This is a genomic window from Caldimicrobium sp. SLHALR3 (genome assembly GCF_058692735.1).
Genome location: NZ_CP182484.1, coordinates 950,770 through 965,974 on the forward strand (window position 1 = coordinate 950,770; position 15,205 = coordinate 965,974).

At 33.1% G+C, this 15,205-nt stretch carries 19 protein-coding genes and 1 CRISPR repeat array (1 of these 20 cut by a window edge); of the genes, 13 read left to right on the forward strand and 6 right to left on the reverse strand.

Annotated elements, in window-relative coordinates:
- Positions 1-7 precede the first annotated feature (7 nt).
- From ACLGLP_RS05115 to ACLGLP_RS05125, 3 genes are all read left to right on the forward strand, one after another.
- Complete coding sequence (locus tag ACLGLP_RS05115; protein ID WP_492112204.1) at positions 8-490, forward strand: chemotaxis protein CheD; 483 nt, start codon at positions 8-10, stop codon at positions 488-490.
- Positions 487-1,341 (forward strand): HDOD domain-containing protein, encoded by an 855-nt coding sequence (locus ACLGLP_RS05120; RefSeq protein ID WP_492112205.1) that lies wholly within the window; start codon positions 487-489, stop codon positions 1,339-1,341. Before ACLGLP_RS05115 ends, ACLGLP_RS05120 begins: the two co-directional genes overlap by 4 nt.
- Positions 1,342-1,439: 98 nt before the next feature.
- Positions 1,440-1,667, forward strand: a complete 228-nt coding sequence (locus tag ACLGLP_RS05125; RefSeq protein ID WP_492112206.1) for a hypothetical protein — start codon at positions 1,440-1,442, stop codon at positions 1,665-1,667.
- 48 nt (positions 1,668-1,715) lie between these two features.
- Here ACLGLP_RS05125 and ACLGLP_RS05130 read toward each other — a convergent pair whose 3' ends face one another.
- Both ACLGLP_RS05130 and ACLGLP_RS05135 read right to left on the reverse strand, forming a co-directional pair.
- On the reverse strand, positions 1,716-2,342 hold the full coding sequence (locus ACLGLP_RS05130; protein WP_492112207.1) for a hypothetical protein: 627 nt from the start codon (positions 2,340-2,342) through the stop codon (positions 1,716-1,718).
- A gap of 148 nt (positions 2,343-2,490) precedes the next feature.
- On the reverse strand, positions 2,491-3,792 hold the full coding sequence (locus tag ACLGLP_RS05135; RefSeq protein ID WP_492112208.1) for an endonuclease Q family protein: 1,302 nt from the start codon (positions 3,790-3,792) through the stop codon (positions 2,491-2,493).
- 90 nt (positions 3,793-3,882) lie between these two features.
- Here ACLGLP_RS05135 and ACLGLP_RS05140 point away from each other — a divergent pair, with 90 nt between their 5' ends.
- Complete coding sequence (locus ACLGLP_RS05140) at positions 3,883-4,482, forward strand: DJ-1/PfpI family protein (protein ID WP_492112209.1); 600 nt, start codon at positions 3,883-3,885, stop codon at positions 4,480-4,482.
- 4 nt (positions 4,483-4,486) lie between these two features.
- Positions 4,487-6,043, forward strand: coding sequence for an MBL fold metallo-hydrolase (locus tag ACLGLP_RS05145; RefSeq protein WP_492112210.1), 1,557 nt, complete (start codon positions 4,487-4,489; stop codon positions 6,041-6,043).
- A 4-nt stretch (positions 6,044-6,047) separates the two neighbouring features.
- Here the strand turns inward: ACLGLP_RS05145 and ACLGLP_RS05150 are convergent, their stop codons facing one another.
- Positions 6,048-6,779 (reverse strand): pseudouridine synthase, encoded by a 732-nt coding sequence (locus ACLGLP_RS05150; protein WP_492112211.1) that lies wholly within the window; start codon positions 6,777-6,779, stop codon positions 6,048-6,050.
- A gap of 192 nt (positions 6,780-6,971) precedes the next feature.
- On the opposite strand from ACLGLP_RS05150, the gene ACLGLP_RS05155 reads away from it, so the two are divergent.
- From ACLGLP_RS05155 to ACLGLP_RS05190, 8 genes are all read left to right on the forward strand, one after another.
- A complete protein-coding gene (locus tag ACLGLP_RS05155; RefSeq protein WP_492112212.1) occupies positions 6,972-8,186 on the forward strand; it encodes an ATP-binding protein in 1,215 nt (404 codons plus the stop codon).
- A gap of 9 nt (positions 8,187-8,195) precedes the next feature.
- The gene (locus ACLGLP_RS05160) at positions 8,196-9,368 is read left to right on the forward strand and encodes a hypothetical protein (protein ID WP_492112213.1); all 1,173 of its coding nucleotides are present in this window, start codon (positions 8,196-8,198) and stop codon (positions 9,366-9,368) included.
- On the forward strand, positions 9,356-10,069 hold the full coding sequence (locus ACLGLP_RS05165) for a CRISPR-associated protein Cas4 (protein WP_492112214.1): 714 nt from the start codon (positions 9,356-9,358) through the stop codon (positions 10,067-10,069). The genes ACLGLP_RS05160 and ACLGLP_RS05165 overlap by 13 nt, the downstream gene beginning before the upstream one ends.
- Complete coding sequence (locus ACLGLP_RS05170) at positions 10,051-10,389, forward strand: DUF7669 domain-containing protein (protein ID WP_492112215.1); 339 nt, start codon at positions 10,051-10,053, stop codon at positions 10,387-10,389. The genes ACLGLP_RS05165 and ACLGLP_RS05170 overlap by 19 nt, the downstream gene beginning before the upstream one ends.
- Complete coding sequence (locus ACLGLP_RS05175) at positions 10,355-10,876, forward strand: endonuclease NucS domain-containing protein (RefSeq protein ID WP_492112216.1); 522 nt, start codon at positions 10,355-10,357, stop codon at positions 10,874-10,876. The genes ACLGLP_RS05170 and ACLGLP_RS05175 overlap by 35 nt, the downstream gene beginning before the upstream one ends.
- Positions 10,873-11,409, forward strand: a complete 537-nt coding sequence (locus tag ACLGLP_RS05180; RefSeq protein ID WP_492112217.1) for a hypothetical protein — start codon at positions 10,873-10,875, stop codon at positions 11,407-11,409. Before ACLGLP_RS05175 ends, ACLGLP_RS05180 begins: the two co-directional genes overlap by 4 nt.
- Positions 11,410-11,700: 291 nt before the next feature.
- Positions 11,701-12,075: a hypothetical protein gene (locus ACLGLP_RS05185; RefSeq protein ID WP_492112218.1), complete on the forward strand. Its 375-nt coding sequence runs from the start codon at positions 11,701-11,703 to the stop codon at positions 12,073-12,075.
- 77 nt (positions 12,076-12,152) lie between these two features.
- On the forward strand, positions 12,153-13,109 hold the full coding sequence (locus tag ACLGLP_RS05190; protein ID WP_492112219.1) for a hypothetical protein: 957 nt from the start codon (positions 12,153-12,155) through the stop codon (positions 13,107-13,109).
- A gap of 25 nt (positions 13,110-13,134) precedes the next feature.
- Here the strand turns inward: ACLGLP_RS05190 and ACLGLP_RS05195 are convergent, their stop codons facing one another.
- The 3 genes from ACLGLP_RS05195 to ACLGLP_RS05205 are packed head-to-tail and all read right to left on the reverse strand — an operon-like array spanning position 13,135 to position 14,192.
- A complete protein-coding gene (locus ACLGLP_RS05195) occupies positions 13,135-13,383 on the reverse strand; it encodes a hypothetical protein (protein WP_492112220.1) in 249 nt (82 codons plus the stop codon).
- 23 nt (positions 13,384-13,406) lie between these two features.
- Positions 13,407-13,700, reverse strand: coding sequence for a hypothetical protein (locus tag ACLGLP_RS05200; RefSeq protein WP_492112221.1), 294 nt, complete (start codon positions 13,698-13,700; stop codon positions 13,407-13,409).
- 33 nt (positions 13,701-13,733) lie between these two features.
- Complete coding sequence (locus ACLGLP_RS05205; protein ID WP_492112222.1) at positions 13,734-14,192, reverse strand: LexA family protein; 459 nt, start codon at positions 14,190-14,192, stop codon at positions 13,734-13,736.
- Between the two features lie 115 nt (positions 14,193-14,307).
- A CRISPR array of direct repeats spans positions 14,308-15,205; the repeat unit is 30 nt; unit sequence GTTTCAATTCCTTATAGGTAGGCTCGCAAC (it continues 3,562 nt past the right edge of the window).

Genomic DNA, 15,205 nt, shown 5'->3' on the forward strand with positions numbered 1-15,205 from the left:
TAAAGAGGTGATAATAAAAGTTCCCAAAGGACATTATCAGATAGTAGAGAAAAGGGGAGTAATATTAAAAACAGATTTTCTGGGAAGTGGAATTGCTCTTGGAATGATTGATAAAGAAAACGAGATAGGAGCTCTGTGCCATTTTGTTCTGCCTTATAAAGAACATGATATAGAGATTGGAGAAGGAGAGGTAGTTTTGTCAGGTCAGAGCCTGCTTCCAATATTTTTAGAAGAATTAGAAAAGAGGGGTTTTGATTTTTCATCTGCTAAAATAGCAATTGCAGGGGGAAGTAAATATAAAGAGGTTACAGAAGCTTTAGACATAGGTGAAGCAAATTTTAAAGTTGTCCAGAGTTTTTTAATTAAGTATCCCATAAATCCTGAAAATGTTATATTAAGAGTGGGTTTTAGTTGCCAGAGTTTTTTGGAGGTTAATTTAAAAGAGAAAGTTTTAAAAATAAATTTAAATGGGGAAGAAGAGATATTATGAAAAGGCAAATTTTAGAAAGAATATTTGACAAGGTTGACACCATTCCTACTTTTCCTAAGGTAGCTTTTCAGGCACTTGAATTGCTTAAAAAAGAAGATGTTGACTTTAGAGAACTTGAAAGGGTAATAAAGAGCGATCCAGGTATTACAGCAAACTTTTTAAAAATAGTAAATTCTCCAGCTTTTGGTTTGCCTCAAAAAATAGATTCTCTTTTTAAAGCCTTTATGTTTTTAGGACTTAATCAGATCAAGTTTATTGTTGTGGCTTCAGTTGCTAAAAATTATTTTAATAAAGATTTGATAGGATATGGACTTAATGTGGAAGAGATATGGATTCATTCTCTTACTTGCGGGATTATTGCTGAGGAAATTGCCTTTGACATAGGATTTCCTCTTCACAAAATAGAGACTGTATATATTGCTGCAATTTTACATGATATTGGTAAGATAGTGCTTGATTTATATACAAAACTTGAAATTAAGGAATTTCAAAAAATATCCAAGGAGAATAGGGATTGGGATTTCATTCAGGTGGAATGGTTAGTTTTAGGAGTAGACCATGGACTTGTAGGAGCTCATTTATTAGAAAGATGGAAATTTCCTAAATATATTTCTTTTGCAGTAAGGGCTCATCACGATGCTGATCTTATGCTTCAAAGTGACATAGCAAGTATTGTTGCTTTGGCAAATATTTTGGCAAATATGCTTGGTATAGGTGGTGGGGTAGATGTTTTTAATTACAGAGTTCCTAAAAATCTGTTGGAAAATCTTAAAATAGAGCCTGAGAAAATTTACAGGTATTTAAAAACGGGATTATACAAATCACTTCTAATTCAGAGAGAGTTTGTTTAACATTTTTTTAAATACTTTTTAAATTATCCCCTTGACAAAAATTAAAAAAGTTCAATAATTTAATCTTAAATTAAAAATTAAAAAGGAGGGGGTAAGCCATGAAGAAGTTAGTGTCTTTCGTGTTGAGTTTAGCTTTAGTTGGAATGGTTGGATTAACTGCAGGTTGTAAGAAAAAAGAAGAAGCTCCTAAAACAGGGGAAGCTCCTAAGGTAGAAGCTCCTGCACCTGCACCTGCAGAAAATCAGACAGGAAATGTAACTGCACCTGAAAAAGCTCCTGAAAAGGCACCTGAAAAAGCTCCTGAAAAACCTGCTGAGAAAAAGTAATGAAAATAAAATTAGTCCCTCCCTTTAAAGGGAGGGACTAATTTTATTTTAATCTTCCCATTTCTTGTCCTTCCATTTTTTATCTTTCCATTTTTTGTGAGGTTTTACAAATAATTCATTGATTTCTATATAGTTAGGATAATTTTTTCTATAATAAATGATAGTTTCTGGTTTTTGTTGATAATATTCAGATAAAAATTTAATATTTGAAAGTTCTATAATATCTCTGTCTGATAAAATGATTATTTTTTCTTTTTTAGGATGGTGTTTATAATAACCCCAGGCTTTTCCATAGGGTGGTCCATAAACTACAATATACTCTCTAAACAGTCTTTCTGGATATAAACCAAAGTGAATCATTATGCTATACCAAGAATATCCTCTTTTTCTCATATCTATAATAATTTCTGGTTCAATTCCGCAATGTCTTGAGATAAGAAAAATTACGGGGATTTCTTCATCTAAAATAAAGGGGTATCTTTTTTTGATGATAATTATTCTTTCTGCAGGGACTCTATAATAATCTCCCACAGAAAAATAGAAGTGAGAAAGTTTTCCGTCGTTTAAGGAAATACCTATATCTATATCTTTTCCGTAAGAAGACTTTACAGTGAAAGGAATAAAAAGACACACCAAAATTAGTGACAAAAGGGTAAAAATTTTAGTAGTTTTCATTTCTTCACCTCCTGGTGGTTTTTACTAATAGATACTCAAAAAAAGTGCCTAAAATTACAAGTGATTTTGTAAGAATAATTGGACATTTTCTGTTAGGAGTCAAGAGTAAATCGATTAGAAGGGTGCAGAATTTTCAAAATCTTTGCAATTATTGCAAAGAAAAAAGACTTTGTTGTTTTAAACCTAAAGAATTTTCTTCTGCAGGAGCTTCAAAGACTTTTATAATTCCGTATTCTCCATCATAACCTGGTTTAGCAAAAACATTTCCTTCTCTAACTCTTTTAATTCCTTCAATTAGCTTTTGAGGAAGGACCTTTTCGAGTTCCTCTAAATTAGCTTTTAAGAGAACGTCAAATTCCGTTCCAACCATAGATAGAAATTGTTTGTATAATTTTTCTGTAGATTTACTAATTGTATTAGTGTTGAATATTTCAGCTATTATTTCTATTAAAGGAACTAAGTGCACAGAAAGAGGTTTGTTAGGAGGGATATAACCTTCTTCCCTATCAGCCAAAAGTTCTATTCTGTGAAGAACTCCTATAGTAAGAGGGTTTCCACATTTCGGACATTTATATCCCAGAGCTTTAGTTTCTTTAGGAGAAAGACATATTTTGCAATTTCTGTGTCCATCATAGTGATATTTTCCTTCTTCGGGATAAAACTCTATGGTAAAGGCAATATTTCCGGTTTTGATGGAATTATAAATGTTTTCGTAAGTTAAAGGATAGAAGAAAGCGGTTGCCTCTCTTCCTAATTTAGAAAGAGAATGAGCATCCGAACAGGATATTAAAGTAATGTTATCAAGTTTTGAAATTCTCCAATTCATTTCAGGGTCAGAGGAAAGTCCAGTTTCTATAGCATAAATATAAGGAGTAGCTTCTCCAAAAGCTTCTTCCAGAGAATCAAAGCCTGAAAAAGCACCAAATACTGAATACCATGGAGTCCATGCATGAGCAGGAATGATGAGAATTTTTTCAGAGATTTTTATTAAATCAAGGGTCAATTTTTCACAATCTATGCCAAAAGTTGGTCTTCCATCTATAAGAAGATTTCCAAGTTTTGAAAGATAAAGATTTATTTCTTCTACTGTTTCAAAATCAGGGGCAATTATAATCAAGTGAACCCTTCTATTTGATTTATGGTTTTTTGAAAAAATAAGAGAAACCTCAGTGGTTAGAATAAATTTTGGTCCGTCTGGCTGTTTTTTAAAGAGATAAAGACCTGTTTCTTTTTCATACTCAAGGTATTCCTTTAGCTCTTTTAACCAAAGTGGATGAGTAAAGTCGCCAGTTCCTATAACCTGAAGCCCTTTTAATTTCCCTGTTTCAGCTAATAAGGGGATTTCCATAGACTTGCTACAAGCACGGCTGTATTTAGAATGTATATGTAAATCAGCAATAAATGTTTTTTCTAAAAGCTCTTTTGAAGGGAATTTTTGATTTCTTTTCATACCTTTAATTTAATAAATTATCACTATTGACAACTTTTAAAAGAGCCTTAAAGTAAAATTAAATTTTTATAAAAAGGGGAGGGGAAAAGTATGAGAAAGGTGTTATATATGTTTTCTTTAATTTCAATTTTTTTAGTTATTAATATTTTAAATTTTTCTTCCTATGCAGGACAAAGTAAAAAAATCCTTATGATTATTGCTTCTCAAAATTTTAGAGATGAGGAACTTTTAAAACCAAAGAAAATTTTTGAGAAAGAGGGCTTTAAAGTAACAATTGCTTCATCTTCTTTAAATACTGCTACTGGTATGCTTGGTGCAAAGGTTAAGCCAGAGGCATTAATTAACAATGTAAATGTTAAAGATTATGATGCAGTGGTTTTTGTTGGAGGAATAGGAGCAACTGAGTATTTTGGGAATCCTATAGCACTAAAAATTGCTCAGGATTCTGTAAGACAGGGTAAAATTCTTGGGGCTATATGCATTGCACCAAGAATTTTAGCTGAAGCAGGGATTCTCAAAGGTAAAAAAGCAACTGTTTGGAAATCAGAAGCTAATGCTTTGAAAGCAAGAGGAGCAATATACACAGGAGAGGATGTTACAGTTGATGGAAAAATTGTTACAGCATCAGGTCCTCATGCAGCAGAAGCCTTTGCAAATGCAATATTGAAACTTCTTAAATCTTCAAAATAAAGTTATGTGGGAGACCTTAAGGGCTTTAGATGGTAATTTATTCTTAGTAAGGACTAAATTTTATGTCCCAGATAAACCAGGGTCTCTTGCTAAATTAGCAGAACTTTTTTCAAAAAGAAACATAAATATTGTGCTTTTTTACTATAATAGATCTGAGCATCCTAATAGAGTTGTAATTGAAGGGAAAGCTTTAGATTCTGAAAGTTTGAAAAGTCTTTATGAAGAAGCCCAAAATCAAGGTTTTTTTGAAGAAATTTATGAAGAAGACTTAGAAATTACAGAGCTTGAAAACATTTTAAAATTGTCCATTTATTTAGAACATAAACCTGGGACCCTTTTCAAAGTGGCTCAAATTTTAAAAAAGCATGAAGCTAATGTAATTTACATGATATTTAATGAACTTGTTTCAGAAAATAAAGCTAACATAGCTTTTTATGTAAAGGATTCTACTCAGATAAATAGTTTATTAAATGAGTTAAATGCTCTTGGTTATCATTACAACTTAGAATATTCTGGAGTAAATCAAGAAGATACTAATAAGCTGATAGGACTTAATTTAGTTGAAAAATTCTATTTAAAGCTTAAAAAAATTCTTTCAGAAGAGGAAGTAGAAAACTTAAGGAAAATAATTAATGCATCAAAGTATCTTTCAGAAACCTTGTTAAAATTTAATAGAGAAGCTGGGCAAAATTTGGAAGCTGGGCAGGTTTTTGCAAATATTTTAACTTTTGCAATCTCTTCAAGAACAAAAACTCACACCAACTTCTTTTACAAGAAACTTCCAAGTCTTCCTATCGGAGATATTTTAATTCACACTTTCAAATTACCAACAGGAGGTAATCTTTATCTTTTGGAAACAAAGGATGAATATGTGATGATTGATGGCTCATACGGTATTTATTACGAAGATGTGAAAAAAATGCTTAGACAAAATGGAATTTTTCCTGAAAAAATAAGAAGAATATATATATCTCATCCAGATGCTGATCACGCTGGATTAAGCGGATATTTTGAAGAGGAGTTTAATACTGAGGTTTATTTACATAAAGATGCTATAGATGTTATTAAAAATGAAAATCGCGTATACGGAGTTAATACACCTTTATATGATTTAAATCATTATTTTACGATTTTAGTAAATTATTTTACTAAATGTAAATTTCCCCAAAATTATAAGGTGTTTAATGCTGAGGAAATTGAAAGATACGATCAGTTTAAAGTTGTAGATTTTTTTAAAGTTGGAGACTACAAATTTAAGGTATTAGAAAGTTTGGGAGGACATATACCTGGTCAGGTTTTCTTTTTATGTGAAGAAGCTGGGATAATTTTTACAGCTGATTATCTTCTTTATGTTCCAAGCTTAACAGAGGAAGAAAAAAATATACTTAACATTCCGAAATTTTTGATGACAAGTACAAATGCTAATTCAAGAATTTTTAGGCAAGAAATGGAATTACTTAAAAATCTTTGTATAGATTTAGACAAGAATTTAAGGAAGCAGGGTAAAGGTTTAATAATTTTTCCAGGACACGGAGACTTTTATCCAGCTCGTTTTCTCTAGTTTTTTAATGTTTAGAAGATAGCTTGCTGAAATAGTTTTTTAAAGCAAGAAGTTCCTCTTTGGTTAATTTTTTTACTTCACCAGGCTTAAGATCTCCAAGTAAAACAGGACCTATAGCAATTCTTTTAATGCTAAGCACTTTATATCCCATTTTTCCAAAGATTCTTTTTAAGAGATGATATCTTCCTTCTCTTACTACAACTTTTAAATAGGTTCTTTCCAAGTTTAAAGGAAAGACCTCGCAGGGTTGAGTTTTTCCGTCTTTTAATTCAATTCCAGTTTCTATAATTTTTTCATCTTCAGGATTTAAAGGTTTATCAATTAAAACTTCGTAGATTTTTTCCAATTTCCAGCGGGGATGAGTAATTTTATGGGCAAGCTCTCCATCATTAGTGAGTATGATTAATCCCTCTGCATCTTTATCAAGTCTCCCTGCTGGAAAAAGTTCCTTATATCCAGGAAGATTTTGAGGCAGTAAATCAAAGATAGTTTTTTCTTTATCTTTAGTAGAAGTAATAATTCCTTTTGGCTTATAAAATTTGTAATAATAAAATTGTTGGTAATAAATAGGTAAATTTTTAAAGTGTATCAAATCTTTTTGAGGGTCTACCTTTAAAGCCGGGTTTTTAGCAATACTATTGTTTACTTTTATTTTCCCTTCTCTTATTAGCCTTAGAACTTCTTTTCTTGAACCCAGTCCGCATTTACTCAAAAATTTATCAAGACGAATTTTCATAGGCTAATTTTTAAGCATTTTGTTTTTTAATAGCAAGTTTTTAATTTAAAAAATTTAAATCAAAAAGGAATCTTTTCAGCTCTCATTTTATCTACAAAACTTGACGCTAAGCTTCATTTATCTAAAATTAAAAATTAGAAATAATTTTAAAAATTTTTTAAAATTTTTTAATTCTAAAAAAAGGAGTCAACTATGCGTAAACTAAGAAGAGATTGTCAGCTCCCCCTTCTTATTACATCAACTTTTTCAAAAATTCTTAATTATGAGATTTACAACGCAGTAAGATCTTTTCTTATAAAACTTTACATGAAGGAAATAAATACGGAAAGTTTTAAACTTGAAGACCTTTATTCCTATACTAAGCCAGGATTTTTTACTTTTCCAATTGTTGCGGGTTTTGACATTTATAACAATATAATTTCAGGGGAGTCTTCTTTGCTTGGAGTTATAAACTTCAAAGGGGAAAGGTATCTTATTTCCTGTTATTCAGTGGAAGAGAGATTTAATAACAATTACTTTCTTAGCATTTCTGGAGATATAACAGGAGATTTCAAACCTCAAGAACTTTCAGAAATTTTACTTAAAGAGGCTGTTAAACATTCTGGCTATTTAGGTAAAATTTTAAGAATGGTTTATGATAATCGTTCAGAAAGTGTAACTTTTAAAACTTTGCCTTTTCCAGAGATAACACTTGACGATATATATCTTAAAGATAAATCTGAACTTTATGATTTTATTTTGTCTGTAAAAGAAGCCAGAGAGGGTGTAAGATATCTTTTTGTAGGTGATCCCGGAACTGGTAAAACCGATACAATAAAGGCTATAATAGCGGAGTGTAAAAGAGTTAATAAAGATTTAACAGTATTTGTAGTTGATGCAGGAGGTAGAATTCCTCTTGAGGTCTTATTTGAATATGCTGAGATTTTTAGACCGGTTTTGGTTTGCATTGACGATATCGATTTAATTGTTGGTTCAAGGGAAAAATCATTGCGTTCAACTGAGCTCTCAACAGCCCTTCAAGCTCTTGACGGATTTATTTCAAAAGAAGATACATTCTTAATTGCAACAACTAATGATAGAGAACTTGTTGACTTTGCTCTTAGAAGACCTGGAAGGTTTGATTTAATTCTTGAATTTCAGCATCTTGAACCAGAGTTTTATCCTTCTATTGTTTTAAGAGAAACAGGAGATGAAAAATTAGCTTCAGTTTTTAAAGACGAAAGGGTTTCTCAAAGACTTGAAAGATTAAAAGCAACCGGTGCCTTTCTGGTAACCCTAGTAAAATACTTAAAAAGAGAAAGGTTTAATGAATCAAAATATGATCCTAAAACCGTGCTTGAAGCAATTGAAAAACTTAAGATTTCCTTTCATAAGGAGGTTAAAGCAAGAGAACAGCTTGGGTTTTAGAAGATCACCATGAATATCAGCCTCTACTATGCTGATGAAGATTTAAAAAATGTTGAAAGAGAGATATACAAGTTAACTCTTTCCAAAGGTAATGTCAAATTAGATTCTCAGTTTTTACTTGAAAAGCTTTTTGAAAAAGGATTTTCTTTTGCACATTACGGTAAAAAAGAGCTTTTAAGAAAACTTATAAGGTATTTAAAGAGATATGTAAGAGAAACTCTGGAAAATTTAAAAAGCAAAAATTTGGATGAAAATAAAATTCTTAAGATAAGATTTGAAAATTTTCTCCTTCTTGAGCAAGCCTTAAGGGTCTCAACCAATGATTTATGGTTTTTCTCAACCACAGGTAAAGATATAGCCCTTAAGTGCATAAAAGACCCAAAAATAACAAACTTTCTTTCTGCGATACTTCTTGCCAGATATTATCCAACTTATGAAGAATTTAAAAGGTGGTTTTATCGCTTTGAAAACTTTGAAGAGGAAGAATATTATGAAGAATTTTATGAAGAAGAGTATAATACTTCAGAAGATACTGAGGAAGAAATTATAAAAGAGGATAAGGAGCTTGTTTTAAGGTTATTTATAGAAAATATAGAAAGGCGGTATACGGAAAAATATTTAGAAAAAATGAAGATTGTGGACGATGAAAGTATTATGGAAGAACCATACTATGACCGATTTTGTTATGCAATTGATAAAATCTTAAACGAATATGCTGACATAACAGAGGAAGAAATAAGAGAAATTTTAAGTAAGTTTAATGCAGATATTACGAAAGCACTTGATAGTGAACTAATTAAAGTTTTATACGAGATTCTCAGATATGCACTTGAAAGAATAATAAGTGAAGATGACTACATGAGAGAAAAGTTTGAAAATGAAAGTTTTGAAGACATGGATAAAGACTGTAAGGACTTTGAAGATATTGAATCAAAGGAGTGCCAGTTTGCTCGTATTCTTTACTACTGGTGTATTTCTGTAAGAGCGTTTATTCAAAGAGATTTTAAAGTATTCTCATTTCTGGAGGAAAGGGTTAACTTTAGCAATATAGAGAGAAAAATAATCGATTTTATCAAGAAAGAGCTTGAAAGGAGAAAAGATTACGAAAAAGAAAGACTTGCCGAAATTAGAAGAGCATTTAAAACAAAATCTAAAAGAAGGAGTGAAAAATGTTTGAGTTAAGTGTTAAAGCTCTTGGTGAACTCAGATTAGAGGATTTTTGTCCAAGATGTTTCTGGCTTAAGTATCATTATCCTATAGAAGATAGACATCCTCATTATATACATTTTCCGCGCATATTTACGGATATTGATTCGTATATTAAAAATATTATAAAATTGGCTTTTGAAGGCTATAGATTATTTTCCTGGTTGAGAGATCTTAAAGAAACTTATAATATAGTTGGAGTAAGGAAAAGTAAAAAATTTACAACTAAATTAGGGAATATTAATCTTACAGGTCAGCCAGATATGATTTTTCGTCTTGAAGATGGAGAGATTTTTATTGTTGACTTTAAGACCGCAAAGTTTACAGAGACTCAGGAAAAACTTTTTCCACTTTATGAAGTGCAGTTAAACGGCTATGCCTTTCTTGCGGAAAGAAATGGTTTAAATGTTAAACACCTTGCCTTAATTTATTTTGAGCCAATTACTAACTTTGAACACCCTTTTTATAAACCTGAGCTTAATGAAGAATGTCTTGTTTTATCCTTTGATTTTAAGGTAAAAGAAGTTGAAAAATGGGATAAAGAGGAAATTATAAAACTTATAAGGAAAGCGGAAAGTATTCTTTCAGAGAAAGAGCCACCAGTGGGCTTACCAGACTGCCCAAAATGTGTAGAATTCAATAATTGGATGAGAAGAATTTGGGAGAAAATGAAATAAAAAATAAAACAAGGAGGGGGCCTATGACAAAACCAACGGTTAACGAAATGATTAAAGAAGCAGTGGAATATCATGGAGGTAAAGCGTCTTACAAGCAAATTAAAGAATATATTAAAAACAAGTACGGTGAAATTAACGAAGGTACGATTAATTGCCAAATTGCTGTGCTTTCGGTCAACATGCCTTCAAGGATTCATTATCCTGAAAATAAAAAAGAAAGAATCTGTGATCCATCAAATAAATATGATGTTCTTTATAATTTGGGTAACGGATGGGTAGAATTTTATGATCCAGATAAACACGGAAAAATGGGCTATTAAAAAAGATGAATATGGCAATTTAAAAGTAGTTCAAATTTTTGAAGATGAGCCTGAAGAAATATCAAAAGAAGAAAGTTTGCAATTTCCTTTAGAAGCACATTTAAGAGATTTTATTGCCAAAAATCTTCAATCTTTACAGATAGACGGAAAAAATTTAGAATTATACATTGACGAAAATGGAAGAGAAGGAATAGAATATCTTACTGAGGTTGGAAGAATAGATATTTTAGCAGTAGATAACGAGAAAAACTTTGTGGTTATTGAAATAAAACAGGGAATAGCAAAAGATGATGCTCTTGGTCAATTATTAAAATATATGGGATGGGTAAAGAAAAATTTAGCAAAAGATAAAGAAGTAAAAGGTGTTATTATAGCATACGATATTGATGATAAATTAAAATATGCTACTTCTATGGTGAACAAAAATATAAGTTTATTTAAATACAAAATAAATTTTGAATTGAATAAAATTGAAGTACAAGAGTGATTAATTTCTCTCAAATTTCTAACTATCAAAACCTTAAAGAATACTTAACGATAATCACTTCTTATCCCCACCGTCTTATTGGTGGGGTTGCTGTTTCTTTTTATGTGCCTGAAAGAATGCCCACCCCAGGTGACCTTGATCTTCTTTTAGACCCTGAAGACCTGATAAAAATTGCAGGGACTCTCGAGGAAAAGAGATGGAAAGTAGTAAAGTCAGGATACTGGACCATTTTTGAACATTACATTGCAAGTAAAGATTCAGAAGAATTTGATATACTTTTAAATGAGGAATTTTTGCATAAATCCGATTACAGAGTAGCTACTTGGGAAGGGTTAAAACTAAAGATTCTCTCACCAGAATGGTTAATTCTTAACAAATTGATAGCTGGAAGAATCAAGGATCAAAGGGATATCGAGTTATTGATAAAGTCTTTGCATTATGATCTTAAAAAACTTGAAAAAATTATAAGGGAAGAACTTGGAGAAGAGGGCTTAATTGACTTACAGGGATTTTTATACCAATATGCCCCTTAACCTTTCCTTTCTTTTTCATAAATTCCTTTCTTTATCAGATTTTAAAAACCTTTATTATACCTCTGGATATTAAAATTAATTTTATTTTTTAAAAAAGAACGGAAGAGTTTTGTTTCAATTCCTTATAGGTAGGTTCGCAACTAGAGGCACGGGATGGAGAGACCAATCTGATTTTCGTTAAAGGAAATCAAGTGGTGGTTTCCAATGATGACGAATTAAGGATTGTGAGTTATTATAAACTCAGGGAGGAGGCAGAAAAGGACATAGATAAAGCTTTAAAAGGGGGCAAGCGTGTCGGAATTATCAAGATACTATGAATATTTGCGGAGCCTTTCAAATGAAGAGTTGATTGAGGTCTGGGGATACTACACCTTGGACCGAAAAAGCGTCCTTGAGGCGACCTCTCCCTGGGTAAGTGATGTGGCAATTCCCATTCGGGACATCATTGAAGAGAGAGGCCTTGCGGATAAAGTAATTGAGCTTGACAAGAACCTTATTCGCTACACCTTGGAGATAGGGGATGCCTATCCCCCTAAGGAAAGGCTTTACGGAGAGGTGAATCCTCCTCTTGAAAAGTGGTGGTGGTATCTGGATTTAATTGCTGAAAGGCAGTATCCCGCAGAGCTCCTCCCCGAAGCCCTGCGGGAAGTATATGTGAAGGGGTAATCCTCAATCATAATCTTGACTTCAATTCGCATTCCCATTAAACTCATATATTAGAGTTTCTTTTAATGGGGGCACCTATGAAGCCATTTATTATGAAACCCCTTATGAAGGGTAGCTGGTTTCAAAAGTTGGCAGGTATAGAGCGATTAGAGAATTTTACAATTGAAGTCAATAATTTACTTGCACAAGTAAATTCAGCCAAAGAAATACCTGAGACTGCCATTAAAGAGCTATTGAAAAAGTATAAGCTTGATAGTTTCTTGGTGCGGAAGGATGTTCGTAAAAAACTTTTGACTTTAATTGAAGAGTATTTAAAGCATGTTATTGCAGACAAAAAGTTTGATGAAAGTGAAAAAGAAGAAATTCAAACACTGCTTAAACTTTTTGATATTCCAGAGGACATGTTCAAGAAAACTTATAAAAATTTCATGGAGTCAGCTATCCGTGATTATATCAACCAAGCTTTGGCTGATGGAAGTTGGAGCCCTGAAGAGGAAAAAGCTTTATTTGACTTTGCTAAAGAATTCCATGTCAACCTTACTTTTGATCCTGAAACAGAAAAACTTTTAGAAGATTATAGATTCGCATGGCAAATAGAGCAGGGCAATTTACCATTACATCTTTCTCCGTCTTTACTATTAAAGAAAGATGAAAAATGTTATTGGGAAACAGAAGCTAATTTAAGAGAATGGAAAAAGGAAGTAAAGAGTTATTCAGTTGGAGGGGCAGGAATAAGTTTTAGAGTAGCAAAAGGAATATATTTGCGATCAGGTAGAGGAACAGTCCAGAAAGAAGTTACTGAAACAATTAAAGATGTTGATAGCGGTATTTTTTGCGTTACCAGTGAAAGAATTATATTTAAAGGACTGAAAAAGAATATCACTGTGCCATACAATAAGATTATTTACCTTGAATTATATCCTGTAGGGATATTTATTCACAAAGGGTCAGGCAAACCTATAATATTTGACATGGATGAAAAAAGAAAAGTTTATTTGCTTTTAGTAAAGCTCATTGAACAAATAAAAACTTAATTCACTTTTTCTCTATCAGCTCACCTTATCTGTGTCTTCTGCTGTGCCTTCTATAAGTGTGATGGCTGTGTTTAGAGCGAGAATAGGAAGAAGCTTTGGAATAGGAAGTGCCTGAGCCACTTGAAAGACATTGGGCAGAAAGAGGGGTTCCATCACAGCATCTATCACCACAAACACCTCCGTGTTTAGAACAACAGCCTCTCTTAGCATAAGAGGGAGATACAAAGAAGCAGACCATCAAAAAGAAGGTTACAATAGTCACAAAAAGTTTCATGGCACACCTCCTTTTAGTGGCCTTTAATTTTCTCTTAAGAAGTGAGAGGTAATACTAGTTTGCTGAGGGAAAGGGATAAAATGCAAGAGCGTGTAAAAGATTTTCCCCTTAAATTCATAATTCCTACTTAAAGGGTTGTATTGATACTCAACTTCTATTTCCATTTTTAAAACGCCCTTATTCCCAAAGACTTTCAACTGTTTTTCAAGATTTTCTATTAGCTTGAGCTTTTTCTCCCCCTTCCACATAATAAACTCCCACAAAACAAATAAAACTGTCACTATTCCAATAAGAAGCATAGAGAGAATTTCTATCATATTACTTCTCCTCTTTATCGGGTTTTTTCTATCTTACTCCAATTTTAACTTTCTAAAAGCCGTTATTACTTTTCCGATTATTTTATGCTTTTGCGGGTCATATTCAGTAATGGGATACTCAGGATTCTCGGGAACCAAGTAGATTTTGTCGTTTTTCCTGCGTAGTCGTTTGATTGAGACCTCGCCCCACTCGTTCTGATACATGACAATGTTCCCTGAGACAATTTCTTTGTTGGGGACCACCACGATGTAGTCACCGTCACGGATGATGGGGCTCATGGAGTCGCCACGGGTAATAAAGACGAAAGAGTTCTTGGGAATGTCGGGGAGTTGGACCCATTCAATGATGGCATCTTCGGGGATTTCTGTGAGGAAGCCTGCGGGGACATAGCCGAGGACTGGGACGGGTTCAACGAGTATGGCCCCGAGCTCTTTTGCAAGGGCTTCTTGCTCCTCTCTTTCTTCAAGCCAGCGAGGCTTTTTTATGAACATTGGCCCCTCGCCCGTGAGAAGCCAGTTGAGATTTACACCAAAGGTCTGGGCAATTCGTTGAAGAGTTTCTGAAGTCGGCTGGTTCACCCCTCTTAAGAGATTCTGCCATGTTCTAGTTTCAATTCCTTATAGGTAGGCTCGCAACAAAACCTTCTCATAGCAAGCCTTCTTCTATCCTTTTGTTTCAATTCCTTATAGGTAGGCTCGCAACATTTTGGATTCTGTATTATATGAATTGTTTGGAGATGGTTTCAATTCCTTATAGGTAGGCTCGCAACCTAAAACCTTTGCTACTTTTTCATCAACAAGCTGAGGTTTCAATTCCTTATAGGTAGGCTCGCAACAGCCACCGTTTCCAGACTTGAAAGACAGTTTTATCAGGTTTCAATTCCTTATAGGTAGGCTCGCAACAAGCCATGGCTACCATTGATCTTCAGAGATTGGCAATGTGTTTCAATTCCTTATAGGTAGGCTCGCAACCCAAACATCGTCATAACCATAAACATTATCATAACTGGTTTCAATTCCTTATAGGTAGGCTCGCAACTCCTCTTGATACAAACAGAATTGAGTTCTACGATGGTTTCAATTCCTTATAGGTAGGCTCGCAACTAGGGGGGAGGGCGAAGAATGGCATATTTTGCAAAGTTTCAATTCCTTATAGGTAGGCTCGCAACAGGTAGGACTTCCCAGTCAGTTTCAGTCTGATTGGGAAGGTTTCAATTCCTTATAGGTAGGCTCGCAACGGATAAGGTTCGTATTGAGCCTACGGATCCTGGATGAGGTTTCAATTCCTTATAGGTAGGCTCGCAACTGCCAATTCATCAACAGTATACATCTTTTTATTGATGTTTCAATTCCTTATAGGTAGGCTCGCAACTCTTCAAGTCGAATTATCTGGATCTGGATTTTTTCTTTGTTTCAATTCCTTATAGGTAGGCTCGCAACCCAATAATTGCTATTTCAGATTTCAAAACTGTTATTGGTTTCAATTCCTTATAGGTAGGCTCGCA

Excerpts from the sequence above, each read along its gene's own strand:
- ACLGLP_RS05120 (WP_492112205.1), top strand. The coding sequence starts at position 487 with ATGAAAAGGCAAATTTTAGAAAGAATATTTGACAAGGTTGACACCATT.
- ACLGLP_RS05125 (WP_492112206.1), top strand. The coding sequence starts at position 1,440 with ATGAAGAAGTTAGTGTCTTTCGTGTTGAGTTTAGCTTTAGTTGGAATG.
- ACLGLP_RS05130 (WP_492112207.1), bottom strand. The coding sequence starts at position 2,342 with ATGAAAACTACTAAAATTTTTACCCTTTTGTCACTAATTTTGGTGTGT.
- ACLGLP_RS05135 (WP_492112208.1), bottom strand. The coding sequence starts at position 3,792 with ATGAAAAGAAATCAAAAATTCCCTTCAAAAGAGCTTTTAGAAAAAACA.
- ACLGLP_RS05140 (WP_492112209.1), top strand. The coding sequence starts at position 3,883 with ATGAGAAAGGTGTTATATATGTTTTCTTTAATTTCAATTTTTTTAGTT.
- ACLGLP_RS05145 (WP_492112210.1), top strand. The coding sequence starts at position 4,487 with ATGTGGGAGACCTTAAGGGCTTTAGATGGTAATTTATTCTTAGTAAGG.
- ACLGLP_RS05150 (WP_492112211.1), bottom strand. The coding sequence starts at position 6,779 with ATGAAAATTCGTCTTGATAAATTTTTGAGTAAATGCGGACTGGGTTCA.
- ACLGLP_RS05155 (WP_492112212.1), top strand. The coding sequence starts at position 6,972 with ATGCGTAAACTAAGAAGAGATTGTCAGCTCCCCCTTCTTATTACATCA.
- ACLGLP_RS05160 (WP_492112213.1), top strand. The coding sequence starts at position 8,196 with ATGAATATCAGCCTCTACTATGCTGATGAAGATTTAAAAAATGTTGAA.
- ACLGLP_RS05165 (WP_492112214.1), top strand. The coding sequence starts at position 9,356 with ATGTTTGAGTTAAGTGTTAAAGCTCTTGGTGAACTCAGATTAGAGGAT.
- ACLGLP_RS05175 (WP_492112216.1), top strand. The coding sequence starts at position 10,355 with ATGATCCAGATAAACACGGAAAAATGGGCTATTAAAAAAGATGAATAT.
- ACLGLP_RS05190 (WP_492112219.1), top strand. The coding sequence starts at position 12,153 with ATGAAGCCATTTATTATGAAACCCCTTATGAAGGGTAGCTGGTTTCAA.
- ACLGLP_RS05195 (WP_492112220.1), bottom strand. The coding sequence starts at position 13,383 with ATGAAACTTTTTGTGACTATTGTAACCTTCTTTTTGATGGTCTGCTTC.
- ACLGLP_RS05200 (WP_492112221.1), bottom strand. The coding sequence starts at position 13,700 with ATGATAGAAATTCTCTCTATGCTTCTTATTGGAATAGTGACAGTTTTA.
- ACLGLP_RS05205 (WP_492112222.1), bottom strand. The coding sequence starts at position 14,192 with ATGTTCATAAAAAAGCCTCGCTGGCTTGAAGAAAGAGAGGAGCAAGAA.